The 25,746-nt window shown below is 42.7% G+C and carries 19 protein-coding genes and 1 pseudogene; 5 read left to right on the top strand and 15 right to left on the bottom strand.

All coding sequences use genetic code 11. The features are described 5' to 3' along the window. Nucleotides 1–72 precede the first annotated feature (72 nt). Entirely contained in the window at nt 73–624 is a 552-nt protein-coding gene (locus tag MHH60_RS01995; RefSeq protein ID WP_076133143.1) for a biotin transporter BioY, read from the bottom strand. Between the two features lie 247 nt (nt 625–871). Here MHH60_RS01995 and MHH60_RS01990 point away from each other — a divergent pair, with 247 nt between their 5' ends. Further along, nucleotides 872–1,849 carry a biotin--[acetyl-CoA-carboxylase] ligase gene (locus MHH60_RS01990; RefSeq protein WP_076133145.1) on the top strand — a complete coding sequence of 326 codons (978 nt, stop codon included), beginning with the start codon at nt 872–874 and terminating at the stop codon, nt 1,847–1,849. Between the two features lie 130 nt (nt 1,850–1,979). Here the strand turns inward: MHH60_RS01990 and MHH60_RS01985 are convergent, their stop codons facing one another. From MHH60_RS01985 to MHH60_RS01970, 4 genes are all read right to left on the bottom strand, one after another. Continuing rightward, nucleotides 1,980–3,332 carry an MATE family efflux transporter gene (locus tag MHH60_RS01985; protein WP_076133147.1) on the bottom strand — a complete coding sequence of 451 codons (1,353 nt, stop codon included), beginning with the start codon at nt 3,330–3,332 and terminating at the stop codon, nt 1,980–1,982. A 232-nt stretch (nt 3,333–3,564) separates the two neighbouring features. Then, nucleotides 3,565–4,248, bottom strand: a complete 684-nt coding sequence (locus MHH60_RS01980) for a MarR family winged helix-turn-helix transcriptional regulator (RefSeq protein WP_076133149.1) — start codon at nt 4,246–4,248, stop codon at nt 3,565–3,567. Nucleotides 4,249–4,544: 296 nt separating this feature from the next. Beyond that, nucleotides 4,545–5,327 (bottom strand): ABC transporter ATP-binding protein, encoded by a 783-nt coding sequence (locus MHH60_RS01975; protein ID WP_076133151.1) that lies wholly within the window; start codon nt 5,325–5,327, stop codon nt 4,545–4,547. Between the two features lie 114 nt (nt 5,328–5,441). Then, nucleotides 5,442–6,284, bottom strand: coding sequence for a helix-turn-helix transcriptional regulator (locus MHH60_RS01970; protein WP_076133153.1), 843 nt, complete (start codon nt 6,282–6,284; stop codon nt 5,442–5,444). A 149-nt stretch (nt 6,285–6,433) separates the two neighbouring features. On the opposite strand from MHH60_RS01970, the gene MHH60_RS01965 reads away from it, so the two are divergent. The 3 genes from MHH60_RS01965 to MHH60_RS01955 all read left to right on the top strand — a co-directional run bounded on the left by MHH60_RS01965 (nt 6,434) and on the right by MHH60_RS01955 (nt 9,605). Beyond that, nucleotides 6,434–8,143, top strand: a complete 1,710-nt coding sequence (locus tag MHH60_RS01965; RefSeq protein ID WP_076133155.1) for a glycoside hydrolase family 2 TIM barrel-domain containing protein — start codon at nt 6,434–6,436, stop codon at nt 8,141–8,143. Nucleotides 8,144–8,327: 184 nt separating this feature from the next. Then, nucleotides 8,328–8,849, top strand: coding sequence for a DUF3231 family protein (locus MHH60_RS01960; RefSeq protein WP_076133156.1), 522 nt, complete (start codon nt 8,328–8,330; stop codon nt 8,847–8,849). 144 nt (nt 8,850–8,993) lie between these two features. Beyond that, nucleotides 8,994–9,605 (top strand): LysE family transporter, encoded by a 612-nt coding sequence (locus MHH60_RS01955; RefSeq protein WP_370511152.1) that lies wholly within the window; start codon nt 8,994–8,996, stop codon nt 9,603–9,605. Here the strand turns inward: MHH60_RS01955 and MHH60_RS01950 are convergent. From MHH60_RS01950 to MHH60_RS01915, 8 genes are all read right to left on the bottom strand, one after another. After that, nucleotides 9,602–11,038: an amino acid permease gene (locus tag MHH60_RS01950; RefSeq protein WP_076133158.1), complete on the bottom strand. Its 1,437-nt coding sequence runs from the start codon at nt 11,036–11,038 to the stop codon at nt 9,602–9,604. The genes MHH60_RS01955 and MHH60_RS01950 overlap by 4 nt on opposite strands. Nucleotides 11,039–11,243: 205 nt before the next feature. Continuing rightward, the gene (locus MHH60_RS01945; RefSeq protein WP_076133160.1) at nt 11,244–12,572 is read right to left on the bottom strand and encodes a metal-dependent hydrolase family protein; all 1,329 of its coding nucleotides are present in this window, start codon (nt 12,570–12,572) and stop codon (nt 11,244–11,246) included. Nucleotides 12,573–12,744: 172 nt separating this feature from the next. Then, on the bottom strand, nt 12,745–13,353 hold the full coding sequence (locus MHH60_RS01940; protein WP_076133162.1) for a TetR/AcrR family transcriptional regulator: 609 nt from the start codon (nt 13,351–13,353) through the stop codon (nt 12,745–12,747). 91 nt (nt 13,354–13,444) lie between these two features. Beyond that, nucleotides 13,445–16,060, bottom strand: a complete 2,616-nt coding sequence (gene ppsA / locus MHH60_RS01935) for a phosphoenolpyruvate synthase (protein WP_076133164.1) — start codon at nt 16,058–16,060, stop codon at nt 13,445–13,447. Nucleotides 16,061–16,345: 285 nt separating this feature from the next. Further along, complete coding sequence (locus MHH60_RS01930; protein ID WP_076133166.1) at nt 16,346–18,997, bottom strand: endo-beta-N-acetylglucosaminidase; 2,652 nt, start codon at nt 18,995–18,997, stop codon at nt 16,346–16,348. 227 nt (nt 18,998–19,224) lie between these two features. Then, nucleotides 19,225–20,148: an aminoglycoside phosphotransferase family protein gene (locus MHH60_RS01925; RefSeq protein ID WP_076133168.1), complete on the bottom strand. Its 924-nt coding sequence runs from the start codon at nt 20,146–20,148 to the stop codon at nt 19,225–19,227. Between the two features lie 70 nt (nt 20,149–20,218). Beyond that, the gene (locus tag MHH60_RS01920) at nt 20,219–21,238 is read right to left on the bottom strand and encodes a phosphotransferase enzyme family protein (protein WP_172628894.1); all 1,020 of its coding nucleotides are present in this window, start codon (nt 21,236–21,238) and stop codon (nt 20,219–20,221) included. A gap of 154 nt (nt 21,239–21,392) precedes the next feature. Next, a complete protein-coding gene (locus MHH60_RS01915) occupies nt 21,393–22,307 on the bottom strand; it encodes an ArsR/SmtB family transcription factor (protein WP_076133172.1) in 915 nt (304 codons plus the stop codon). 174 nt (nt 22,308–22,481) lie between these two features. Between MHH60_RS01915 and MHH60_RS01910 the strand changes: the two genes are divergently transcribed. Next, on the top strand, nt 22,482–23,978 hold the full coding sequence (locus MHH60_RS01910) for a glycoside hydrolase family 43 protein (RefSeq protein WP_076133174.1): 1,497 nt from the start codon (nt 22,482–22,484) through the stop codon (nt 23,976–23,978). Nucleotides 23,979–24,097: 119 nt separating this feature from the next. On the opposite strand, the gene MHH60_RS01905 is transcribed toward MHH60_RS01910, so the two are convergent. Beyond that, a complete protein-coding gene (locus MHH60_RS01905; RefSeq protein WP_076133176.1) occupies nt 24,098–24,949 on the bottom strand; it encodes an aldo/keto reductase in 852 nt (283 codons plus the stop codon). Between the two features lie 37 nt (nt 24,950–24,986). Then, nucleotides 24,987–25,447, bottom strand: a pseudogene (locus tag MHH60_RS01900) (aldo/keto reductase). Between the last annotated feature and the right edge of the window lie 299 nt (nt 25,448–25,746).

Here is a 25,746-nt window from a genome sequence, read left to right as displayed (position 1 = left end):
AATTCGCACCCATAACCCTATTATTTTTCAATAAAAAAACCCGGGTTTTATTTACCCGAGTTTCAAATCACATTATATTTGTGTTTTTTCTTCAATAGGGCTAATTGCTTTCAGCTGCATCGTTATGACGGCTGCAATAACGGATTTGATGATGTCTCCCGGAAGAAAGGCTAATGCTCCGACAAGACCAGCCCAGATCGAAGTATTGGTTATCAATGCCATGACAGGGGCACCAATCAGACTCACTAGTAATACACCGAAGATTATGTTGATAGCTACCAGCTTCCAAGTTCGAACCTTCGGCCAGATTTTTTCGGAATACCAGCCAATAAGGCCGGCCGCGATTGGAAAGCTAAATATGTATCCTGCAGAAGGTCCAACTAGCACCGCGATTCCGCCGCGACCGCCAGTCAGTACAGGCAGCCCAATGGCTACTAGTATGATGAAAATAATTAGACTGAGGGCACCCATCCGTTTCCCCAGAAAACATCCGGCCAACATGACACCAAGCGTCTGGGCAGTGATCGGAACGGGGATGAAGCCGAGTGGGATGGGCGGTATCATCCCCAACACCGCGATAAGTGCTGCGAATAATGCAGCATAAATAAGTTCTTTTGTCTTCAAAAAAATGACCTCCATTGGATATCAATGATTGTATTCTGGTTAGTAAATACGTCCAGTAAGCTGAATTATAATGGAGATATTCTTTATTGTAAACCATAAAATATTATATGGTTTACAATAGAATAAAATACCATGCTTGAGTTTTTCCTATTGTTATATAGAATTAGAGTATTCAGTCGCAATCGTTGGATGTTAATCTATTCAATGGGTTTTGCTCGGAGAGTTATACTTTTGGAGGTTTAAGTTCATGACAGTAAAAGAACATATTCTTGCCTTGCTCGACAGTAATAAGGGTGAATATTTTTCCGGCGAGGAAATAGCCGTTCAGTTATCCGTGACGCGCAGCGCGGTCTGGAAAGCCATAAAATCTTTACAGACAGACGGTTATTCCATACAAGCTGTAACCAATAAAGGATACTCCATGTCACCACAAACGGATATCTTATCAGCAAGTGCAATTTCAAAGTACCTGGATACTCAGGGGCAAAAGTTACGAGTCGAAGTCTTTAAGACCATATCTTCCACGAATGAAGCCGTAAAAAACCTTGCCTCAAATGGAGAAGCTGAAGGTAAAGTGATCCTTTCGGAAGAACAAACAGCTGGTCGCGGGCGAATGGGCCGGAAGTTCTTTTCTCCACCTGGAACGGGTATCTATATGAGTATCCTGCTGCGTCCCAAGCTGTCCGCAACAGACTCAGCTTTATTGACCACTTGCGCCGCAGTAGCTGTAGCCCTTTCTATCGAGAGCGTATCCAGTAAAGAAACGCAGATTAAATGGGTGAATGACGTTTTCATGGAAGGGAAAAAAGTGTGCGGGATTCTTACCGAAGCATCCGTGTCACTGGAAAACGGCTGGCTTGATTATGCTGTTCTCGGCATCGGTATCAATGTAGTCCTCCCTTCCGAAGGCTTTCCCAATGATCTTACCGAGATTGCAACAACTGTAATTTCCGAAAACAATCCTTATGGTGATCTCCGCAACCGTCTCGTTGCAGAAGTACTAAACAATTTCATGAGATATTATGAGCATTTAACGGACAGATTGTTTTTTTCCGAATACAAAAAAAGGTTAATTTCACTTGGCGAACCTGTGACCGTGATAAAGGATAATGAACAACGTAAAGCAACAGCCATTGATATCGATGACGATTGCCATCTGAAAGTCAGATATGAGAATGGTGACGAGGAGTATCTTTCAAGTGGAGAAGTCAGCATTAAAATTTAACTGGAGCTTCGCCTCCAAAGCAGCTATGTGCTGCCTCATGGCAGGCTGCGTCATCATACGAGCCAAAAAAACCTTGCTGATCCAAGGTTTTTTTAGATGAACTTAAAATATCAACTTAAAGCTTAGAATTTTACTGTACTAAAGTATCTAAATCAGGCTGCAATTTGTTCCGCAGAACATACAGCATGATGGCACCCACAAGGAACGCAACAGCATCCGAAATGACGAGCGACCAGACTACTCCGTGGAAACCGTTCATTCGATTAGCGATATACAATACTGGAATCAGAGTAATACCTTGAATAATTGACATAATAAAGGCGGCGGTTCCTTGTGCTGTCGCTTGGAAGATCCCTGTAAACAACGCGGTCGTTCCTGAAATGAACAGGGATAAGAACGTTACATGAAGAATGTAGCTGCCCAGTTCAATTAATTGCGGGTCATTCGTAAATAAACCGATTAAGTGGTCGGAAATCAGATATACAATAATGCCGAACACGGCAGCTAATGCTACAGTCACTTTGATTGTGAATGTAATGGTATGCTTCATGCGTAATTTATTGGCTGTAAAAGAGAAGGCAATCAGCGGCACAACTCCCTCGCATAAGCCCATTAGAATAACCTCTGGAAATTGTAATAAACGTGATGAAATTCCGAAAGCCGCAATGGCCTGCTCCCCATATTCGACCAGAAAACGGTTAAAGATGAGTGACATTGCACCCATGAAGAGACTCATAACAAAGACTGGAACTCCAATTTTATATACATTGCTGAGAATGTCTTTGGAAGCTTTGAACCATTTTACAGAGATGGTTAAGAATTGGCTCTTATATCCCATGTGGAAGGCGTAGAATGCACTTGCAACCAAGTTAGAAATGACTGTAGCAGATGCAACCCCGATCACGTCCCAATGGAAGACGAAAATGACTAGCGCATCGAGAATAATATTCACAACAACACTGAGAAGCATGCCGATCATCGAAGTGATCGCTGCCCCCTCCGAGCGCACAATATTCTCCAGCGTGAAGAATAGAACGACGAAAGGTGAACCAATAAGCATAATCGTGACATAGTCCTTCGTAAATCCGAAGGAGTCAGGCGTCGCTCCCAAGCCATGAACGATTGAATCGATCAACGGGATGCCGGCAGCCATCAAAATAAGACCGAGAGCTAAACTGCTGTAAAAGGCGAATGAAGACACATGCTTTACATCATCATATTTTTTCTCTCCCAGCAAACGGGAGATGAATGCACTGCTACCGATGCCAATCAAGTTACCTAGCGCCATAATGGCAGCGAATAACGGTAAAGTTAGTGCGAGTGCGGTTAACATCGCAGTATTGCCCAGTGTACCTAGGAAATAAGCGTTCAAAATGGAGTATATGACACTCATCGACATGCCTAGCATCATCGGTACTGCGAAGTGAGCTACGGCTTTTGCGACAGGTGCTTTTTCAAAGTAATGGAGGTTTTCTGCATCCATAGGGTTCACCACTATCTTTCTTTATTTTGTTTTTTGAAATTACTTAGAATTCTAACTATCGGTCCAATATGAACCGTGACGCAGCAACAAGCAAACCTGTACCCTAACGACGAGTTTTCAGATTTGGCGTACGAAATTTAACTATTCTTCAGTTTCACATTACGCTGCCTTTGCCGTTCATCTTTCTCTGGTGGAAAGGCAGCGCCTCAGCTATGTTGCTAAAAGACTTTAATTACTTATCGTCCGGGCCATGTGGCTTGTCAGGTGACGAATTACTGTCATCGCTGGAAGGCCAGCCGAATCCGCGCATGTCACCACGCCCTTCTTCGCCAAACCCAGGGAACCTTCCGCTAAAGCGTTCGTCCCTAGAATTTCCCCACATTCTATGCATTTGTCCGCGCATAGCCATCATTTTTTCAAATTCCTCTGTTCCCATACGCGCCTTGGCAGCTTCCATCCACATAGCCATCACATCACGTTCTCCGTCCGATCCAAGTTCTTCCTCCAAAGCTGTAATGACGCGAGTTAGGTAATCCCCGAAAGCTATCTGCTCTTCTGGCAATAAGCGAGAAAATATGTTGCCGCTGTCTCTCTCTTGTTTCTCTTCCTCTTGTCCTTTTTGCGTTAGGTAAATCAACATGATACGTTTGTCTGTTTCTGAGGGTTTACGGGTGATGTATTCTGCTTTCTCCAGTTTACCAAGCAATTCATTGAGGGATGATACACGGATGTCCAGCATATAGGATAAGTCTTTGGTGCTGATACCGTCTTTCATCCGAAGAAACGCTAATATCCTTCCTTGCCCACGTGATGCGTCGGCCATAGGACCAACCGCGGCGTGAGATTTCAAGTGTTGCCTTTGCAACAGCCATTGCAGTTTCGCGAGTTTTTCGTACAACTCAGTATTTATGTCCATAATTAATCCTCCTTATAGTTCTTATGGTACCTGTTGTACTTTATGACCGTACCTGTTGATTTGTATTATAACGGTACCTGTTAGATATGTCAAAATGTTTTTTACAGGTACCGTTAATATGTTGTTCCACTGTTTCTGGGACGTGGTTTATAAGCTTGCAAACAAATACAAAACCCGCGCGGAACGCGGGTTATTTTAAAATTATATTGTGATCAGATTTCATTTTATATATCTGCAAGCAATCCTTCAAACCACTTCAGAAAGGTTTGCTCGCCTATTCGATGAGCCTCGATATCTTACTTATCACCGGCAAGTGTAAGCCATTTGCGATTATGATGTTCTTGTACTTCAACGGGAGTATCGAAAAAATCGCTCAAAACATCGGACTGCAAGCAGTTTACTGTCTCATCCCCTTTGTAGATTTCACCGTTCTTTACCAGCAGCGTGTGCGTGAAGCATGGTGTTATCTCCTCGATATGATGGGTTACATACAGCAAGGTTGGTCCACCGGGTTGCTTCGTAATCTTCTCGATCATCTGCAGCAGCTGTTCACGGGCAAAAATATCTAATCCCGTGCACGGCTCATCAAGGATTAGTAAATCTGGGTTGGCCATTAGTGCGCGTGCAATGAGGACTTTCTGACGCTGACCTTGCGACAAGGTATCATATGTACGACCAGCCAAAGAAGAGCAGTCTAGAAACTCCATTAACTCCTCAGCTTGCTTTTGATCCTCTTCATTCGTCTTATCATACAGACCTATCGTCGCGAATTTTCCGCTTAGGACGATGTTCAGGGCAGTCTGATGGCCGTACAGCTTCTGCTGCAAGGAGGTGCTTACCCAACCGATTCGTTTGCGTAGCTCTCTCAAGTCCACATCGCCAAAGCGATGGTCCAGCACCTCGACTTGTCCTGTTGTCGGCCAGATATAGCCGTTCACGACGTTTAGCATCGTCGTTTTCCCTGATCCGTTCAGACCGACGATACACCAGTGTTGTCCCTGCTTCACTTCCCAATTCATATGGCGTAAGATCATTGTCGTATCACGCTGCCATGATACATTTTTGAGTGATATAATCATGCCCAATTTCCCCTCCTTAAACATGCCTCAATGAGTTCAATATTATCATGGTACAGCCCTTCGCGTAAAAAAACATAACCGCACGATTTTTTCGCCCGAGGTTCTAAGGGATAATTAATCTTTGATTCTCTGTTTGTTCCGGTATACTGTCGGAGGGATCCCGTTAAGCTGTTTAAAAATTTTGCTGAAATGATATTCTTCGTAGTACCCGCATAATTTGGCGATTTCCTTAACTGGATAATCGGTAAAAACCAGATAACGACAAGCTTGCTGGTTCTGTATGTGCATATGGTATTCCTTCGGCCCCATCCCCGTAAATTTCAGGAACATCTTCCGCAAGTAAGATGGCGAAATGCCGTATTTCTCTGCCAATTTCTCGATCCGGTGATGATCCTTATAGTCGTTCTCGAGTGTTTTCTTGATCTGTTCGAAGGCAGCGAAAGCTCCTGAATCCATCAGATTCCAATCCGGTTGCACGGTCTGGTGCAGCATATGCAGCAGGATCTGCATTTTAGCCCGGGAGACAGCTATGCCATCGGTTAGTCCGGGCAGCCAGTCCTGGTGAATCCCCCAGACCAGCTGGCTAATTTCCTCAGCTTGCTGTTGATTATATTGGCTTAAGAAAGGAAGTCTCAGTTTTCCGATTGGCTTGACTTCCTTCCATACCGCATCATAACTAAGCTCTGCACAATCGAAGAGCAGCATCGTAATGCGAAGTGGAGCATCCATCTGCGAACGCATGGACAGTTTAAGGCCTGGTTTTAAATAGATTAGCATACCAGCCTCTACTTTGTGCTCAACATTGGTCAGAAAAACCCCTTTACCTTCATGAATCCAGTACAAGCTGTGCACATTTACCATGTTACGGATGTCCTCCCAGCCGGGATAAGTAGCTTTATCGAGTACAAAATGGATATGCACTGTGAGGTCATTCAGCTTATAATCATTTTCTTCCAATTATTATCCCCTCCAGCTGCTAAAAGAGCGATTTAAACAAGACGGTAACGTTTTTTTCTATTCAATGCTTAAACTCCAAATGTTACTATCCATATTATCAAGATGTCTGAAATTCACAATACATTACAGGAAAAAAAGGAGGAACACACTTGTTAAGGACTTTTAGCGAGTATCAAATTCGGAGTACTGAGCTGTTGGATGGGCCTTGGGATTTCATGATGGATCCGTTAAATACGGGTGTTCAAGAAAAATGGTTTGAGCGATTTCCACATTCTCAAATGTCTCTTTATGTGCCCTCATGCTGGAATAATGAATTGGGAATGTACGATTATGAAGGTGTGGGATGGTATCGTAAAAAAATACAGACTGTAAATGCGCAGCATGTCAAACTCATCTTTCATGCCGTGCTGGGCCATGCCGATGTCTATTTGGACGGGCAGCACCTTGGGTATCACTATGGAGGATTTACACCCTTTGAATTCATTGTTCCTTCCTTAGGGGCAGGAGAACATGAGATTGTCGTCCGGACGGACAGCACCTTGGACCGACTTACGATTCCTACGGAGCAGGTGGATTGGTTCCATTATGGGGGTATCATACGGCCGGTGGAGCTGCAATATTTGCCTGATCTTTACATTGAACAACTGAAGATTGATTATGAACTGCGTGGACCAGATGCTGATGTCACTGTTCAGATGCAGCTCCATTCATTCTATAATGAGCAGCACACTACAAAGATCATATTCTCTGAAAGCGGACATGAATTGCACTCGGAAGAAGTACGAATTGAGACTGGCCAGACCCTCAGTCATACGTTCAAGTTGCTTCTGCCTGAAGTACGTTTGTGGAACGTAGGTCTTCCAGAACTGTATACCTTTCAACTACGGACAGAGGAAGACGACAAGATTGAACGGATCGGTTTTCGCTGTATTGAGACAAAGGATCATCGGATTCTAATTAACGGTTCACCCGTATATCTTAAGGGGGTGAACCGACATGAAGAGCATCCTGAGTGGGGTTTTGCCTTCCCTCCGAAGCTGATGCACAAGGAGCTCAGTATCATTTTGGAGTTAGGTTGCAATTCCGTCCGGGGTTCTCATTATCCCCAAAGCCCCTATTGGCTTGATCTTCTCGATGAGCAAGGGATTGTATACTGGAGCGAAATTCCGATATGGGGTGCCTTTCTGCCGAACGAAACAGTAAGTGAGCCGCTCTTCCAGGAGCGTGCACTGACTATGATTGAAGAAATGATCAGCTTGCATATGCATCACCCAAGTGTGATCTTCTGGTCTGTTCATAATGAGATTGATACCCGGACCCAAGAAGCATATGCTTTTACACAAGCTTTAGTCGGATTGGTGAAGAAACTCGACAGCACTAGGCTCGTCACCTACGCTACGATGCATCCACTCGAAGATATTCTACTTCCTTTATTCGATGTTATCGGTATTAATAAATATTTTGGTTGGTACGAAGGCGATACAGCCAGCTTCAAAGACATGCTGGAACAGTTCCATGTGCGTGCGGAGCAGATGGGAGCCGGTGACAAGGTAGTGCTCATGACGGAATTCGGTGGTGCTGGACTATTTGGGGATGTGGGCTGGGAGCCGAGATTGTTCAGCGAGGATTATCAGGCAGATATTGTAACTGAAGCACTGGCGATCTTCAAAAATGATTCGAAAATTGGCGGGACTTACATCTGGCAGTTTGCAGACATCCGCGGCGATCTGAAGAGCAGCAGCAAGAACTTTCGCGACCGTGCCCGCGGCTTCAACAATAAGGGTCTGGTTAATGAATACCGCAAACCTAAACAATCCTTCCGTGAAGTGCGCCGTATCTATCGATCTTGGACAGATTAATATCCACATTGACTAAGAAGCCCATCGTCAGCGTGGGCTTCTTAGCGTACTCGTATAGATTTTTCTTTCTACAGAAAAGTCCTTTCTAAAAATTGTAAGCGCTAATGGTGTAAGTGCTGCAATTTTCGTGTTTTTTGTGGGCATGATAATGTTTGTTCAAATCTAATAATAAAGGAGCCTATTTATGACAGGAATTTTAGGCGGTAACCCTAAAGAAGAACCGATGCATTATGGAGAAATCTTCACGGTTTGGCAAGCCTCAATGGTTGCAAAGGGAGCGCTCTCTTGTTACAGAGCTTATTTGTATCATGCTGGAGATAGTGATCTGAAAAAAATATTAGGAGCATTAATTGATCAAGCGGAGCTTGAAATCAGCGAGTGTGATACACTGCTCTCAGAGCAAGGTATTGCATCTGCACCAGTAATGCCAAATCGGCCCGATGCTAAACTTGAAGATATTCCTGTAGGGGCACGTTTCACAGATCCTGAAATTGCAGCCAAACTTGCAGCTGATAATGCTGTTGGACTTGTGGCATGTAGTCAGGCAATGGGACAATCGATCAGAGAAGATATAGGGGCTTTGTTTGCTAAATATCACCTTACCAAAGCAGCCATCGGTCTTAAAATTCTACATTTGACTAAGAAAAAAGGCTGGTTGATTCCTCCACCTCTTCTTGTTAAAAGACCTGAATCCGTTAAGGCGTAATCCTACTCACTCTTCAACTTCTTATAAAAGAAAGAAGGCCTGCGATCATCCGAGGGCCTTCTTTTGGTTGTCCTACTACTACCTTTATTGGAATATGTTATCTATATAAAGGAGGAGGACAACATAAACGTATTTATAGGTTATATGATTCTAGGATTATCCCTCTCGGCACCTCTCGGACCCATTAATGCAGCACAGTTGGACAAGGGACTCCGCGGAGGATTTATGCCTGCCTGGATAGTTGGTTTAGGGGCGGTTAGTGCCGATATCATCTATATGCTGCTTGTTTATTTTGGCCTCATTCATCTGCTGAATGCTCCGTTTGTTAAAGTGTTTTTATGGTTGTTCGGATTCTTTGTCCTTGTCTATTCAGGTGTAGACAGCATTAAAAATACAAGAGAAATTTCAGGGATCGAGATGAGGGGAAACGATGTCTCACTGTCCAAATCTTATCTTTCGGGATTTCTGATGTCCTTGTTTAATCCCCTCTCCATCCTTTTTTGGCTGGGGATATACGGCTCAATATTAGCAAAGGTGGTTAGCGAGTATCCAATGCAGCAGTTATTGATCTACAGTGGAGCGATCGTCCTTGGGATCTTATTCTGGGATGTAGCCATGGCTGCCGCCTCCAGCCTCTTCCGTAGATTTTTGACCGTCCAGGTATTAAGGGTGATTTCTATTCTATCGGGTCTCTCACTGATTGGCTTTGGTTTTTATTTTGGTGTACAGGCTGCCCGACTTCTCTTTTTTCATTAAACCTTGTTTCTTCGCATCCTGATGCCCTTAATCCGAAATTCAGGACCGCCCGGTAAAGAATGATATTCATTGGACTGTTCGTCCGTACTGTGATCCTTAACAGAACCGCCATTCTTGTTATGGATATGTTGAACAATCCAATCACTCAACGCAATCAGTGAAACAATTAACAGACTGATGTAGAAGCCTGGACGGCTGAGCGCGTGAAAAAGCGTACCTCCTACAGCTGTAGCGATCAGCACTAAACCTAGCCAGCGTTTCACCCCGTTTAGAAGACTGGGCTTAAGCAGCTTGCGGGAGGAGAGCAATATAAAGGACCAGTTATAGAGGATCATCAGTCCGGCAGCAGTTGTAATGTATTCATATACTTTTCCTGGCAACCACAATGACATCATAATGGCACACCCTAAACCTCCAGCTATTAAACAAAGGGCAAAAAACGGATATTTATCCTTCCATTTCTTCGAAAAAACCTTGGGTGCATCCCCTTCCTGTGAAAGAGTGATCATCATCGAGGTAATGGCATAAAGCGAAGCTGTCATCGTGGAGAACCCAGCTATGATCAACACTCCGTTAAACAAATGCGGTACAAAGGTCAGATGGTCGCTGCTGAGTGCGAGCACAAAAGGACTTTCTTTTGGATTAAAAGCACTAAGCGGCACCATGATTACTGCAAGCCCGATTGAGAGAACGTATACTGTAGCCAGTCCCAGCAACATCACCTTTCCTGCTTTTGGAGCTTCGTCAGGTTTCTTTAGCCTGTAGGACATAATTCCCAGCACCTCAATGCCACCATAGGCATAAAAAGCAAAAATAAAGGCAGACCACAACCCGATACCTCCTGACGGAAATAACGCTTTGAACCCAAGTGGAACTTTCGGTGAGAACTTAGAACCGCCGATCCAACCCGTCAGAAGTACGGCAGCAATAACTAGGAACATTAGTATAGCCGCCACTTTAATGATGGCCAGTATATTTTCAACCCTGTCAAAGCCCTTATTGCCAAAAAACACAATCAACAGGCTCACAACAGCGTAACCGGCAGCAAATATCCACATCGGTACGGCCGGGAACCAAAATCGTGAGAAAATGGACAATGCTGTGAGCTGACTTCCCATAATCAACAGTTCCGAAAACCAATATACCCAGCCGCTCCCGAACCCTGCCCAATTTCCAAATGCTTTTTTTGCATAGGATCGAAATGAACCCTGCTCCGGATCTTCCGCTGTCATCTGAGCCAGTGCATCAAATACGACATATGTTCCAATAGCAGCTAAAATGTAGGCTAGCAGCACTGCTGGCCCTCCCATAGAAATTGCTAGACCTGAACCCAAAAAGTACCCGGTTCCTATAGTGCCAGCAATGCCTAACAAGCTTAGTTGCCACCATTTCAGTTTATCTTCTTCTTCAGTTTTACTGGAAGGTTGCTTCATGAATTCCGTCCTCATCCTGATTAGAATTTGAGATGTCTCTCATCTCTAGAATTCCCTTCATGCGGGTCCGTTATTTACAGGAATCATAATAAATAAGCTTCCTGACCAGAAAGGCTGAGAGGCTTATAGTTATTCATACCGGGTGCTGTTCTTTTAAGAATAGCTAGGATACCCAAACGTGCTTCTACGATCATTTATCTCACTCCTAAATACTCCAAACCGTATCCAGCAGCTCGTCAACTGCTTGAATTCTGGTCACAGATGGTGTTTGTATTAAATTTCCTCTGACCATAACCATAGCTACATCAGACAAAGCTTTTATGTTCTCTAATGGGTTTTGCCCCATCATGATTAAATCCGCATATTTGCCAACTTCTATTGTCCCTGTCTGGTGATCGATTCCCAAAATATTTGCATTTGATTTGGTTACTAGTTCAATAACCTGACTTGCGTTCAACTTTGTTTGTCGCATGAAATGATCAAGCTCACGCCAAAGATCATAGTGGGTTACATAGGACATAGCGGCATCTGTGCCCACACCAATTTTGATATCATGTTCTATAGCCTGCTGTAGCCCTTTTAACATAGAGTCATACACAAGCCGGGCATTTTCCTTAACGGTTGTATTCAACTTTGTCAGGCTCGGATCTAATTTCGCACTGGGATAAGCTGCTTGTAAAGTAGGGATCACAGCGGTGTAGCCCTTTAAGGCTCTGGGATTATTTTTGTACAGCCTGATCATTTCCTCATCCATCTCCGCGCCGTGTTCAATAGTATCCACCCCACCCTTTAACGCAACTCTTACACCTTCGGTACTTTCTGCATGTGCCGCCACACGCATCCCAATTTTATGAGCTTCCTCGCAAATCGCAGCCACCTCTTCTTTTGTCATTTGCAAGCGGCCAGCTTCTCCGACCCTTTTGGCATCGGTAACCCCGCCAGTTACACATATTTTGATTAGGTCTACTCCGTTTTTTACATTGATTCTTACATTTCTTCTCCCTTCCCATGGTGAATCACCGACTAATGCCAAATAAGGTGCACCGTGGCCATCCGTTACGCTCAGGAAATACCCAGACACCAAAAGATTAGGTCCAATAAATTGATTTGCCTTAATCTCATCCCTCAAAAGAACATCAGTATAAAAAAATTCACCTACGCTACGCATCGTTGTTACTCCGGAATGCAGTGCGGTTAGGGCATTTTTTTTCATCCGTTTCTTCAACACGTTTCTGCCCAGTCTCGTATCCAAAATATGATGAAACGCAAAATTCAGCAGCCCTTCACTGGCAGACAGCGTAAACGGCTTGCCATCGGCAAAAAGATGGACATGCGCATTGATAAGACCGGGCATCACATATTTCCCTGAACAATCGATCGTTTGGTAGTGGGTCGGGACAGTTACAGCGCTTGCTTTCCCGATCTCCTGAATCAATCCGCTTTCATGAATCAAAATAGTCATATGGGTATCTGTGCCTTTTATAGCATCTCCATAAATAACATTGCAGTCCTTAAATGCGTAACCTATCTTCATCGTAGCTTCCTCCGTTTCATGATTGCACTATTCAATAATGAATATATTATTCATTATTGAATTAAAAAAATAGGGACCCTCATAGATGCTAAATATGCATATCTACTTGGTTGTCCCTAATTGCAGCATTATGCGCCAGTTCCACCCCACACCTAAATTCGGAGCATTGACGTTATTCGTTTAAGCTTTTTAGTCCATGCAGCCAGTATAAGCTTAATGCCTCAAAAATCCGTTTCCGGCTATCGGCGCTCATCTCGTGCTTTAATAAATCCAGAATCATATTGATGACATTGTTCGCGATGATCTTCAGCAGAATCATATTTTCTTCGGTTCCGATTTCGTATCTTTTATAATGATCCTTAATATAGGGCCTTTTAGTTTCGATCATCAGATCGATCAGCTCGTTTTTGGCATTGCTATATACGGTCCCTTTATTCTTTTCAAAAATAATGACAATCTGCCTGCTGTACTGGGTTAATATAGTTATTTGCTCTTGAACGATAGCTGATTTTTTCTCATTATTAACATCATCAAAAAAAGTCTGGTTATCGATGCGAATATTTTCCACTAACACATTCTTCAAATAGTCCACTAAAGACGGCGGAACAACCGAATAGAACAACTCTTTTTTATTTTTAAAATAAGTATAAATATTTCCAACAGAAATTTGAATTTCATCGGCAATATCATTCATTTTGGCATCAGAGAAGCCTTTTTGGAAAAATACCTTTAAAGCGGCAGATTCAATTTCCTGTTTCACTTCATCTTTTTTAGACTGCATATTGCCCCTCACTTTAATAATGAATTGATAATTCACTATTAAAAATAGTTCAAAAGATTGAATTTGTCAAACCACTAACGTGATTCAGTCATTACAATATCTCGATATAGCCTTCTGTTCCATGCACACGAATTCGTTGCCCGTCTTTTATCAATTTGGTAGCATTCTCCACTCCGACAACTGCTGGCAAGCCATATTCACGCGCAATAACTGCCCCATGGGTCATTAGTCCACCAACTTCAGTAACTAGGCCTTTTACAGATACAAACAATGGAGTCCAGCTAGGGTCAGTAAATAAGGTAACTAATATATCTCCTTTTTCCAGATCAGCATCCTCCATGTTTAAGATGACACGCGCACGTCCCTCTATAACACCAGAAGAAACCGCTAAACCTACAATAGCTTCTGTTGGGAGGTTTTCTCGTTTATACTTCCCCGCAATGATTTCACCATCAGACGTAATAACACGTGGTGGAGTTAGTTTTTCAAATGATTTGTACTCTTCTTTGCGTTTGCTGATGATCTGGTAATCCAATTTATTTGTACTTACGACTCCGCGTAGTTCTTCAAAAGTGAGATAGTATATATCTCCTTTTTCAGGAATAACTCCCGCTTGTATTAGTTGTTCTGCTTCTTTCAGTAAAGCTTGTTTATAAACGAAGTAGCGATTAACCATGCCGTATTTTGGGTATTCTCTAAACCCGCTGAAATTCCGGATGAGATCAATCATTCGTTTTGTTTCATTCGCTTTTTGTTCACCATCGGGTAATTGCTTCAATCGATCTAATAGCTCTTGTTCTTTTTTCAAAGCCTCCTGTCGACCTTGTTCAAATTTCCGATGGCCAGCATTAGGTTCAAAGTTTTTGATATTACTGAGAATCATGGGGACAAGTGTAGTTGGTTTTTCGCTCCAACGAGTTCTTGTAAGATCGATTTCTCCGGTACATCGCATTCCGTATTTACTGAGATAGTCATAGAAAGCGTCTTGGGTTTCCTGCCCACCCTCAAAGCTAACCAGTTCATTTAAGAAATTTTCATCTTTAACCTGCTGTAAATAATCAATGACTTCCGGATAAGGCCGAATCACATCAGCGAGATGGAGTAGCGCCAGACCCATTTCTGAAGTTATATTGCCCTGTACAGATTGAGAAAGCGTATCCGCTACGTTTTTTTCACCCAACCACTCATTTATTTTTTCATTGATCCATGCTGAAGCATCCATAGCCGCCATAATCACACGCATACTTTGTGGGTTGAATAGAATCTTCTTTAATTGCTGCATATCTTCCAGAATAAAATCAAACAACTCCGCCCCTGATTTGGTTGTAATGTTTTGTTGCAACTCTTCTATCGATGCTTGGTTGCTCTTAATGAGGTCAGAAACGATTGTCGGATCATTTTCGAGTTGTACTTGAGAATTACTAGGTGGCAGGCTTGTATTGCTCTTACTCGGAGTAGAAGCTTTTTCATTATCTGCCGAAAATTTTATAAAATCTTCCCGCTCTACGATGGTTATGAGTGCGTCTTTTATGAGGGGATCAGATTTACCTAAGGCTTCTATGATCATTTCTCTGCTGCCAGGTGAAGCAAGACTTGATGTGACATCAACAAACAATCTTCCGCCAGCTGTACGCATAGGTGCAGGAGTCGTTAACAGGTAAAAAGCCAATCCCAGCGGTTTCATGGGATCTGTCATCATTTGTTGATGACCAACGGATACATAAACGTGGTTTTCTTGATCATTCGCTTCAGGGATGGGGAATAAAGTCGTGATTGGCCGACTCTGGACGATATAGAATGTATCCTCGGCAAAACACCATTCGATATCTTGTGGGCAACCAAAATAGGCTTCAATCTGTCTGCCTATCCTTGCTATTTGTAACATTTGTTGTTCAGTAAGTGTTTGAGTCTTTTGCTGTTTGAGGTCGAGCTGCCGGGTCTCTGTTCCGCCTTCTTTTAGTCCGTAAATAGCCAATTTTTTGGTTGCTATTCTCTTATCGACAATTTTCTCTTGCTGTACTTTATAACCATCGGCAGATACTAAGCCAGAGACCAGCGCTTCGCCAAGTCCATAACTGGCATCGATGGATAGCAGCTTCCGGTTAGAAGTAATCGGATCAGCGGTAAATAAAATCCCTGAAGCCTGTGGAAAAACCATCCTTTGAACGATAACGGATAAATAAACTTGACTGTGGTCAAATCCATTTTGCATACGGTAGATTACGGCACGATCCGTAAATAGAGAAGCCCAACATTTGCTGATATGCTGAAGGATTGCTTCTATGCCGATGATATTTAAAAAGGTATCTTGTTGACCTGCAAAAGAGGCATGTGGTAAATCTTCAGCGGTGGCACTAGAACGCACTGCATAAGCATGTTCATCACCAAGCTGGGTGAGATTGTGAGAAACTGCCTTCACAACATCGGAAGGAATTTCTGCTTCCATAATGATTTGCCGAATCTTCCTACTGATTTCACCGATTTGATCTCGATCTTCTACTTTTAGCATAGTTAGTTGATCCAACAAAGCATGATACGTTTGGTTCTGTTCGAGGGCTTGGTGATATCCTACTGTTGTAATACAGAATCCTTCTGGTACTTGTATTCCTTCTATTTTTGATAATCTCCCTAAATTTAACCCTTTTCCGCCAACGAGCAAAAGCTGTGTATTGTCCACTTCCTGAAAACCGAGAACTAAAGAACGCATTTATTATCGCTCCTAACTATTAAATTGAGAAAAAAATTGACAAGAATTTAACGGCATGATAAACTAAATATATAAGATGCATTTATTATGCCTAACTATTGGATTTCAGTCGTTAGTTGATTATATCATCGTGTCTTTTCATATGCAATATATAAGAATCTGATGAGATAAATCAGGTTCTTTTTTTGATTTCAGCTATCATTAGTGTTAAAGCAAATAAACCGTAGCCCCTCAAGTGGGCTACGGTTTATTTGCTTTAATATTAGAATGTCGTAATAGGGTATATTATAATCCCTTCACTTCAAACTCATAGATCCGCGCTGCCGTATCGGCTCCCTGCGTAGGTTTGAGAATCAATAATTTTACATAGCGGGCTTTTACTAACGCAATTGAATCAGTCGACTCGGCAGCCGAGTTTCCTTGGACGTTGACGACATCCGTCCAGTTCATTCCGTCGCTGCTGACCTGAATCGTATAATCACTGGTATTAAAACCGGACCACTCTCCTCCGCTCTCAGCATGCTTGATGACAAAAGTGCTGAGTTGATGTTCGGCCCCGAGGTCTACCTGAAGCCAATGGGGCAGATTACCAATTGCGCACCATTTACTGTTATCCGTCACTTTACCATCTACGGCATTAGGTGCACCTTCCTTTTCCCCGCAGGCATGATCGGCTGTTGCAGCTTTACCAAGTGCCAGATTTTTCACTGCGCCAGCTTCCTTGCTCACTGTGATGAGCGCTTTTTTCGTAATTGTGTCTTGGCCCGAGCTGTTAGTTGCAGTCAGTGTCACACTATAAACGCCTTCCTGAGCGAACGTCACAACTGGGTTCTTTGATGTGCTGAACGCGGGGCTTCCGCTTTCGAAGGTCCATGACCATCCTTCTGTCACTTCAGTCGACAGGTCGGTGAAGTTTACGCTCTCGCCTGGAGCGACTAGGGTTCGATCAGTTTTGAACTCCGCAGTCGGCTTTGGATAATCCGGCCAGCTGATCTTCACGCTAGAGGATTGACCTTGCTCGTATCTTCCATTAACAGCAACAACCTTCAATACTGTGATAGTTTCTTTGTCTATTCTTCGCATTTCAGGAACGTAAAACACATGATTTGGTGTTGCACCTATGAACATCTCACTACCATCTGGAAGTACTCGATAGACTTCGTATTGCTTGACCTGTTGGTCAAGCTGTTTCCACAGTAATCTGGCATCTCCATAAATACCATTGCGAAAATCAGTTTGAGTGACCTTAAGATCGCGAACCGCGGGTAGTGGTTTGATCGGGTCATTCGCATTTTGAATGGAGAGCTGGCCAATTTGAATGTTGTAATTATTAATCGCATTCTTAGAATCAAAATACAGGGACAACGCTACGATCCGTTTCCCTTTGTATGGGGTCAAATTCAATGTTTCAGTTGTCCAGTCTGGCGATGTCTTATCCCTCACATTAAGGAAGATATATTGATCGGGCTGATCAGCGAATGCAAGACCAACCTTTAGGCTTGGCTTATCTTGTGTTTTGTACGTAATAGACAGCTTTGTGCTTGCTTCGATCTTAAGGTCGGTCTTGTAGAGCTTCAGATGTGTCGCATTGGTAGGGTTCAGCACGCCTGATACCTTCAGCGAACTGCCGCCGTAATAGGCATCGGACCAATCGAGCACTGGTGAAAGCGGGGTACCTTTGCTGTCTGCAATCCAGCGCCAGGAGGGAAGAATATCCTGCAGACTCCGGTTGTTCCAGCCTTTATCCCGCACCTGCTTCCCTCTTACAAAATATTTCTGTCCGCTTCCCGTGTTGAAGTTGGTGGTGAAAGGCAGCTCATTTATTGATGATGATTCGATCACATCGTTAGCGATACCTTTCCAGGCTTGATCGCTCGAGGTGTTACTCGGATTCCCGTTTGGACCCACCCAGAATTTGTTCTCGCGTACGAAGAAATCTTCCATACTCTCTGCGCTGTTAAAAGCCCAATCCGGGCGGTAAATACCAAGGGAAGTAACGGCAGGATCTTTATCCGGAAACAACAGATTCCAGTTCACCTTTGTATCGTAACCCTTGGCTTCGACATCGATGCCTGCATACAAGTCATAGGGACTTCTACCCAAGCTTCTAGCCTTCTCTGCCGAGCTTTTAAGATCCTTCCACCAAAAGTTCAGGAACATATTGTTTGTTATTTGCTTTTTATTGTCTTGCAGGAACATCGCATTCTTGTCGTTAAGTGCATTTTGCCAACTGATACTGCCCTCATTGGTCATGGAATCATACCATACGATGTGCATAGAATTTGGCTTGTGCGATTCCAGATAACTTAGGAAAGCTTTCATTTGCTGTGCGTCAGCTGGCGTTCCACCCTCAGTCTCCTGGTTAATAAACCAGCCGTCAAATCCGTAATGGCTCGCAACCTGGATCAACTTGTCAGCAGCAGGAAAGGAACCGTCACTATTCTGCTGAAGCATCTGCTTGACCCATTCATACTTCCCGCCATATACGGTTGGTGGGAAGAACACCGTTCCGATGATCGGCACGCCATTTTTATGAGCCGCGTCGATCGTATCAGCGCTTGGAGGTACGATGATCCCTTCGCCCGCGGAACCACCCCAATAGACCAGCTTGTCAACATATTGCCAATAGGTAAATGTGTTAGCTTCGAATTTGCTTGAACCCTGCGATGGAACTCCGCTTGTTCCCGGGTTTAGTGCTGATAAAGCCATGACTTTTGGCGCTTTGGTTGCATGAGCGTTGACTCCATCTGCTACAAACCGGTCCTGCAGCGGGACTGTGCTCCGGTTAAATGCCGCATCTGGGTCGGATGCCGGACTCCACTGAAGCAGTTGCTCCGGAAACCAATAGGATGAATAAGGCTGTTTAGCGAACGCAGTTGTGGATAAGGCTGCGTACATCACAAGTAAGAATATAAAACCTGCACCAATCTTTTTCATGCATACTCCTCCAATCGATAGATTAAATGATTGCGCTTACATTTTATCAAGTTGGACAAAGCTATAGATAGTGGATTAATGGCAAGTTCAGGTGCAATTATTACAGGTCGTCAGCCTAGGCTATAATCCCAGTGGGGAATTTGATCCTAGAAATTTGATATTTATATACAAAAAAGCCGCAACTATGCGGCTATTAAATGTATAGGATAAGGTAAAGTGCTTAGATATTACCCTTTCAGGTTTAAAAGAAAATGCCGTGTGCCCTGATAAGCATCTGTCCAGCCCATCTTAGCATAGAATCGAAGTCCATCGAGTCCCTTAAAATAATAGGCACCGATTAGCCGCTCCTCAAAATTGGGGGTCACTATTCTAGCTTTCTCTTGATAGTTTTGATACGCGTTAATGACGTTACACCAAGGCATATGCTTGTCGAGAATCGCAAGGTCTATGAGAGAATCGCCATACATGCAATTTCCATCAATAATGCCGGTTATCCGTGTTCCGTTGGACAACATATTCCACTGTTGAAAATCTCCGTGTATAAAGCTTCTATTAGATTCATTATAGGGTACATAGGCCATCAAACGGCTATAGATTTCTTCGTATACGTCTCTTTCCAAGCAAGACGTGCGGAAGAGTTCATGCCAATTCTCCCAGAATGTTCCCGTCTGATCTTCCGCATTTACGGCAATGACGAAGTCTTTCCAAGATGGATAGGAACCATTGCCGTCAGGTCCGATCCAACCATAACCGTTAGTTCCCTCAATGTCCGTTTCGGCCATCCTTGTTAAAATGCCGATAATTTCCGGCATCAGACGGGTTTGTTCCTCTGCTGTACAATCGGATAGATTGCGACCTTCCATTCGCTCCATGATCAAATAGGTTAACTGATTAGTCCTCCCTAACCCCAAACATTTTGGGAAAGGGATACCTTGGTCGAGTAGCAAATTCGATACAAATTGTTCGGTCTCATATGCTCGTTCCAAATCGCTGAATTTCACAACATAATCTTTTCCTTCTAAAATAAAAGAAAACACGTTGCTTATATTGCCGCCAGACAACGGTGTAATCTCAGCCGCTCCCTGTCCAAGATGATTCCACAGTACTTTTTCAATTTCACTCATGGTCAATTCCGGTTTTTCGTAAGCCATTTTTACTCCAACTCCTGCTTGTTTGAGTCTACTATGAATTTATCCGCAGCATATCATAAACACCATCATCCTAAATATTTCGTTCCTCATACTCAAAGGGTTCATCACATGAGTAAATTTCATGGAAAAATCCTACATATGGGATCTCGTCTTCTAGACATTTTATACGATATGACAGCTCTTCATCGCATTCCGGCTCTTCACCATTGTTCCGCATTACCTCGAATGCATCAACGATGTTTTCCATGAGGGTTACTTGGATAAATAATGGCAATGTGTCTAACATCGAATCTTCGATCCTGGTCTCGGATCTGTAGCCATCAAGGACTGTTTTAAAATAATCATCCATAAACTTTTTGCGTTTATCAGTGTCTTGTTCAAATTGTATCCAGCCCACTCCAAGTGTCCAGAGATTTGCCAGGTCATACATATACCAACAAAAGCAGGAGTTATCGAAATCAAAAACAGTTATTTGCCCTGTATCAAAATCGATCATATAATTCCCATCACAGTAATCAAAATGTACCATCCCAAAAGACTCGTGATTCCTGTCCATCTCTTCTAAGATTGTAAGGAGATCTACCAGCTTCCCCTTCAGCAGAGATAACGAGTCAGGTATTAGCTTATTTATATAATCGGCATTGTATTTATCGGAAAAATCATACCGAGAATGGACAGGTGTATAACCCTTCGATAATTGATGCATTTTTCCAAGGACTTTACCGCAGTTATAATAGTATTCCGTAATAGGAACGCCTTCCCGATACTGATAATTATTTTCCACGAGCATACCCCCCTTGGCCTTTTCAAACAAGCAGACAAAAAAGGTATGATTATTAAGCGTTATCGTTTCCAGCAGATTCCCCTTCTGGGAGTTGACCACATTCGAAACACTGCCGCCATGCTCGAACAAATACCTGATATATTCCACTTCACCCAGAATATCTTCTCGGCTTCTGTCACTTAAGAAGGCAATTCTGATTATTTTTGCTTCAGAATCAGCTTTATCACAGTTATATGCGATATTCCGTCCTCCTTCATGTGCATTGATAAGCCTGATTTCATAACCTTCCAATCCGTACAATTCCATCACTAATGGAAGTAAGTGTGTATCAGCGATTTTAATAACCTCGTTATAATTCAGAATATCTCTCCTCTCAACTCCTTCAATATATGGATAGTTTACCAGTTCCAGCTGATAAACTGGATGGAGAAAACAACTATAACTGAAATATCCTGCTTCATTAGGTCATCGTTCCTAGGTACACACGAATTAAAATATCTTGGTCATGGTTACCGAATCCAGCCCCATAAAGTGTCAAACCACCAACATTAGCAGCCTTCTCGTCAACTGCGAACCGAAGCGTCCAGAATTGTTCCCGTAGCAAAATATCTGCGACAGTAATGTCCGACATCCGTTCTTCATCAATAAATGTGCCCGAAGTGTCAATGCGGATCGTCTTCAATAACCCGTATTGATTTACATTCCGATGCCACCAATCCGGAGTATATATGCCTCGTGCCGCTCTTCCAAAGTCTGCCGGACTGGTCCAGGTTCCAAGCTTCACACCGTTAAAAAAGAACTCAATATCCGAAGGCCAATGATCTCTCAAGCCTGGCGCTTCAGAAGCAATTTCCATTGAAATCTCGATGGCCTCGGGCATTTGACCGGGAAGTAAGTAGTTAGGCGTTTTGTACTCTACGTAACCTCTCCCAAACCACAAAATGCCGGCGTTGACCCGTTCGGGATCGAGAAAATAGCGGGGATCGTCCCAAACCCCAATTTCTTTCTCTTGTGTCCCAAGACCACATGTAGGATGGACATCAAACGAGGTATAATGACCGACTGAAATGGTCTGCTCTCTGATCCTCGGGGTTTGAGTGGCAGTGGGGAGTTCGATTTCAACTTTTTTTTGTTCAAGGAAACACATTTTGTGTGTTCCTCCGTTTAGGCGTACCCTGTGGCTTCCTGTAAGTCCAGCTTGTTCGAGCTTTCGGATATGCATAGTAACTATGGAAGGGCTAAGCTCTAACTTAGCCGCGATCTCCTTCACATTCATTTCATTATCTGCAATGAGGCTCATAATCCTCCATCTGACTTCGCTTGCCAGCGCTTCATATAACGCCATGAATTTTGCTTCGCCGTTTGCTTTGATCATCATCATAATCACCTGACCTGTGCTTATTGAAATTACATATATATTAATTTAATAAATATAACGTATATCTTCAACCCTGATTCATTGAAAACCTATAAACAATAGTGTTTAATTTTCATAGTAGTTAAATATATTGAATTCTTATTTATATGAATTTATTAATGAGGTGGAGAAATGAAATACAATAATCCGGTCATCAAAGGGTTTTATCCTGATCCCAGCGCATGTAAAGTTGAAGACACTTATTATTTGGTCTGCAGTTCCTTTCAGTATTTTCCCGGTGTTCCGATTTTTGAAAGCAAAGATTTAATTAATTGGACCCAAATCGGTCATTGCTTAACCCGAAAAAACCAGATTCAACTGGATACTGTGGACAGCTCCGGTGGTGTATTTGCCCCCACCCTGCGGTACAATAATGGACGATTCTACATGACGACCACTAATGACACTTTGCGCCAGAACTTTTATGTCTGGACTGACAATATTTACGGCGAATGGTCTGATCCGATTAATGTAGATCAAGGCGGTATTGATCCGGATTTGTATTTTGAAGACGGCAAAACGTATTTCATGAGTAATGGGACCGACGATTACGGAGTAAATGGTATAGTCCAATGTGAAATTGAAATTGAAACTGGGCAGAAGCTGTCGCCAAGCCGTTCAATCTGGCAAGGATCCGGTGGGCGTTATTTGGAGAGTCCTCATTTATACAAAATTAATGGACAATACTATCTGCTAGCAGCTGAGGGCGGAACCGAATATGGGCATATGGTCACTTATGCAAGAGGCAATTCTCCTACTGGCCCATTCGAAGCCTATCCGCGTAACCCCGTATTGACTAATCGAAATTTAGGCGGTTACGAGCTTCAGGGTGTTGGCCACGGAGATTTGGTACAAGATCATGAGGGGGATTGGTGGCTGTTACATCTTGGATTCCGGCAGACTGGCCAGTATCTTACCTATCACCATTTGGGGCGCGAGGTTTTTCTAACTCCGATTACCTTTGGCGAGGATGGATGGTTTACAGCAGGTCATGAAGGTACCACTCTAATAAGTTTCAAGACTGATCGTATTGCGGACACAGTCATTCAGCAGGAGAAAAGAGTCTTTACGTTCGAGAACACAGATTGGAATTTGGATTGGTGTTACCTGCGTCACCCGGTTAAAGAAAATTATCGGTTAGAAGCTGATAAACTAAAGCTTAAAGGAACTGCTGTAACATTAGATGTCCCGGCTACTCCGACATTTATTGGTATTCGTCAAAAAGATTTCAACGCAATTATATCGTGCCAAGTCAGCCTTACGAATGGTGAAGCCGGAATTACACTTTACATGGACGAAAATCACCATTATGACTTGGCCTTGCGTAAATATCCAGAGGGTTATGAGATTATCGAACGGCTGAATATCGGAGATATCAAATCCATTGAAAAAACAAAAAATATAGGTCAATGCAACCATGCTTTATTAGTTGTCAAAAGCAGTCCAACGCATTATCACTTTTATATCCAGGTAGACGGTACTGAGATCTTACTCGGAGCTGCGCAAACCAAATATCTATCCTCTGAAATAGCCGGAGGATTCACAGGTGTGCTTATTGGTTTGTACGCCACTGGAGAAGATCAAGATTATAATGCGATATTCACAAACTTTAGCTGCCTTTATTCTTAAACCTTCAAATTAGAATGAACTGTTCAAGGCTAAGGGTGTTCTTATAAATAAAAGAGGGGTTAACCCCTTAATTATGGTTAACCCCTCTTTTATCATAACCAACAAGATCCTAAGAAAAATTAGATATCCAGCTTCCTGGTACTTAACGCTTTTACCATTACAGGATCTCTATGTGAAAAGAACAAACTCTCTTTTGTGTCTAACAGCGCAATTTGTTCTATATCCTCTGAGTTTAATTCAAAGTCAAAGATATTAAAGTTTTCAATTATTCTTTCTTTCCGGACAGACTTTGGAATCACAACAACTCCTCTTTGCGTCAACCAGCGTAAAACCACTTGGGCAACAGATTTATTATATTTTTGAGCTATTGATACTAAAACTTCGTTCTGGAACATGTTGTTTTTACCTTCAGCAAATGGACCCCATGATTCAATCTGAACATTGTTTTCTTTCATGAATGCAGCACTTTCAATTTGTTGACAGAATGGATGTGTCTCAACTTGATTAACGGCAGGTGTTACTTCATTATGAATAATCAAATCAATCAGACGATCGTTCTGGAAGTTACTTACGCCAATCGCTCTGATTTTTCCTTCACGGTACAATTCCTCCAGCGCCCGCCAAGAACCATGCACATCGCCAAAGGGCTGATGAATTAAATACAAATCCAAATAATCAAGTTGCAATCTTGAAAGGGATTTTTCAAATGCTTCCTTTGTACGTTCGTATCCTGTATCTTGAACCCATAATTTGGTAGTGATAAATAGATCCTCTCTTGGTACTCCACTCCGTTTGATGGCTCTTCCCACCGCTTCTTCGTTTAGGTAAGAGGCTGCGGTATCTATCAGTCGATAACCTGACATGATCGCATCGTAAACGGCTTGTTCACATTCAGCTTCATCTTGAATTTGAAAAACTCCAAAACCAAGTATCGGCATTTCAACACCATTGTTCAAAATAACTTTTTGCATAAAAAAATCCTCCTATTAGTTGATGATATAGCTCTAGTTAAAAGTGTAATACGACTTGAGCTGGTGTTGCATTTTTACTTTCTGCAACTTGAGTAATTAAATCTAATAACACTTGATTATGATCAATCACATCAGGTTTGAATCTTCCCATGAAACTTCGATAGTCACCTTCCTCATATTTGGTTTCCTTTGTATATTTACCACTTAAGAAACCATTTCCTGATGGACTGTAAGCGATAAAAGCAATTCCTAACTCTTCACAAAGTTGAAACAACTCTTTTTCTGGTTCACGCCACATCATGGAGTACTGATTTTGGGTTGCAGTAATCGAACATACAGCATGAGTCGTTTCATATAGTCAATCGGTGCATTTGAGACTCCCCATATTTTAATCTTCCCTTCAGCTACTAAATCTTTCATTGTTTCTGCAACAGCTTCAGGTTCGACATTCGGATCCACTCGGTGCTGATCATATAAATCAATGCAATTGACCTTCAACCTTTTTAATGAACCTTCTATTTGTTCACGAATAGAATCTGGTCTGCTATTCAAAATAAGTTGAGGTTGACCGTCTACAGCTTCTTGTCCTAAAATTCCAAATTTAGCCCTAGTGCCGAAACTTCCAAGCCACTATTTCCTAATCTGCGCTTTTGCATCTGTGATCTTCCTTTCGCATGAAGTTCAGTCAAAATTTCAACGTAAGCTGCACTATTGATCAGCACGTTAATCCAGCTAAATTAGTTTGGGTACTATTTTAGTATGCAACATTATTTTACAAAACAGATATCCTAATAGTA

Origin of the sequence: Paenibacillus sp. FSL H7-0716 (assembly GCF_038002705.1) — a bacterium.
Taxonomy (GTDB): domain Bacteria; phylum Bacillota; class Bacilli; order Paenibacillales; family Paenibacillaceae; genus Paenibacillus_AQ; species Paenibacillus_AQ odorifer.
The sequence above is the reverse complement of the archived record's forward strand: the minus strand, read 5'-3'. Positions and strand labels throughout refer to the sequence as shown.

What these genes read in the sequence shown, in the direction of transcription:
- MHH60_RS01960 (WP_076133156.1), top strand. Translation starts at nt 8,328, where the DNA reads ATGACAGGAATTTTAGGCGGTAACCCTAAAGAAGAACCGATGCATTAT.
- MHH60_RS01980 (WP_076133149.1), bottom strand. Translation starts at nt 4,248, where the DNA reads ATGGACATAAATACTGAGTTGTACGAAAAACTCGCGAAACTGCAATGG.
- MHH60_RS01955 (WP_370511152.1), top strand. Translation starts at nt 8,994, where the DNA reads ATGATTCTAGGATTATCCCTCTCGGCACCTCTCGGACCCATTAATGCA.
- MHH60_RS01990 (WP_076133145.1), top strand. Translation starts at nt 872, where the DNA reads ATGACAGTAAAAGAACATATTCTTGCCTTGCTCGACAGTAATAAGGGT.
- MHH60_RS01940 (WP_076133162.1), bottom strand. Translation starts at nt 13,353, where the DNA reads ATGCAGTCTAAAAAAGATGAAGTGAAACAGGAAATTGAATCTGCCGCT.
- MHH60_RS01985 (WP_076133147.1), bottom strand. Translation starts at nt 3,332, where the DNA reads ATGGATGCAGAAAACCTCCATTACTTTGAAAAAGCACCTGTCGCAAAA.
- MHH60_RS01910 (WP_076133174.1), top strand. Translation starts at nt 22,482, where the DNA reads ATGAAATACAATAATCCGGTCATCAAAGGGTTTTATCCTGATCCCAGC.
- MHH60_RS01975 (WP_076133151.1), bottom strand. Translation starts at nt 5,327, where the DNA reads ATGATTATATCACTCAAAAATGTATCATGGCAGCGTGATACGACAATG.
- MHH60_RS01945 (WP_076133160.1), bottom strand. Translation starts at nt 12,572, where the DNA reads ATGAAGATAGGTTACGCATTTAAGGACTGCAATGTTATTTATGGAGAT.
- MHH60_RS01920 (WP_172628894.1), bottom strand. Translation starts at nt 21,238, where the DNA reads ATGGAATTGTACGGATTGGAAGGTTATGAAATCAGGCTTATCAATGCA.
- MHH60_RS01915 (WP_076133172.1), bottom strand. Translation starts at nt 22,307, where the DNA reads ATGATCAAAGCAAACGGCGAAGCAAAATTCATGGCGTTATATGAAGCG.
- MHH60_RS01930 (WP_076133166.1), bottom strand. Translation starts at nt 18,997, where the DNA reads ATGAAAAAGATTGGTGCAGGTTTTATATTCTTACTTGTGATGTACGCA.
- MHH60_RS01905 (WP_076133176.1), bottom strand. Translation starts at nt 24,949, where the DNA reads ATGCAAAAAGTTATTTTGAACAATGGTGTTGAAATGCCGATACTTGGT.
- MHH60_RS01925 (WP_076133168.1), bottom strand. Translation starts at nt 20,148, where the DNA reads ATGGCTTACGAAAAACCGGAATTGACCATGAGTGAAATTGAAAAAGTA.
- MHH60_RS01950 (WP_076133158.1), bottom strand. Translation starts at nt 11,038, where the DNA reads ATGAAGCAACCTTCCAGTAAAACTGAAGAAGAAGATAAACTGAAATGG.
- ppsA (WP_076133164.1), bottom strand. Translation starts at nt 16,060, where the DNA reads ATGCGTTCTTTAGTTCTCGGTTTTCAGGAAGTGGACAATACACAGCTT.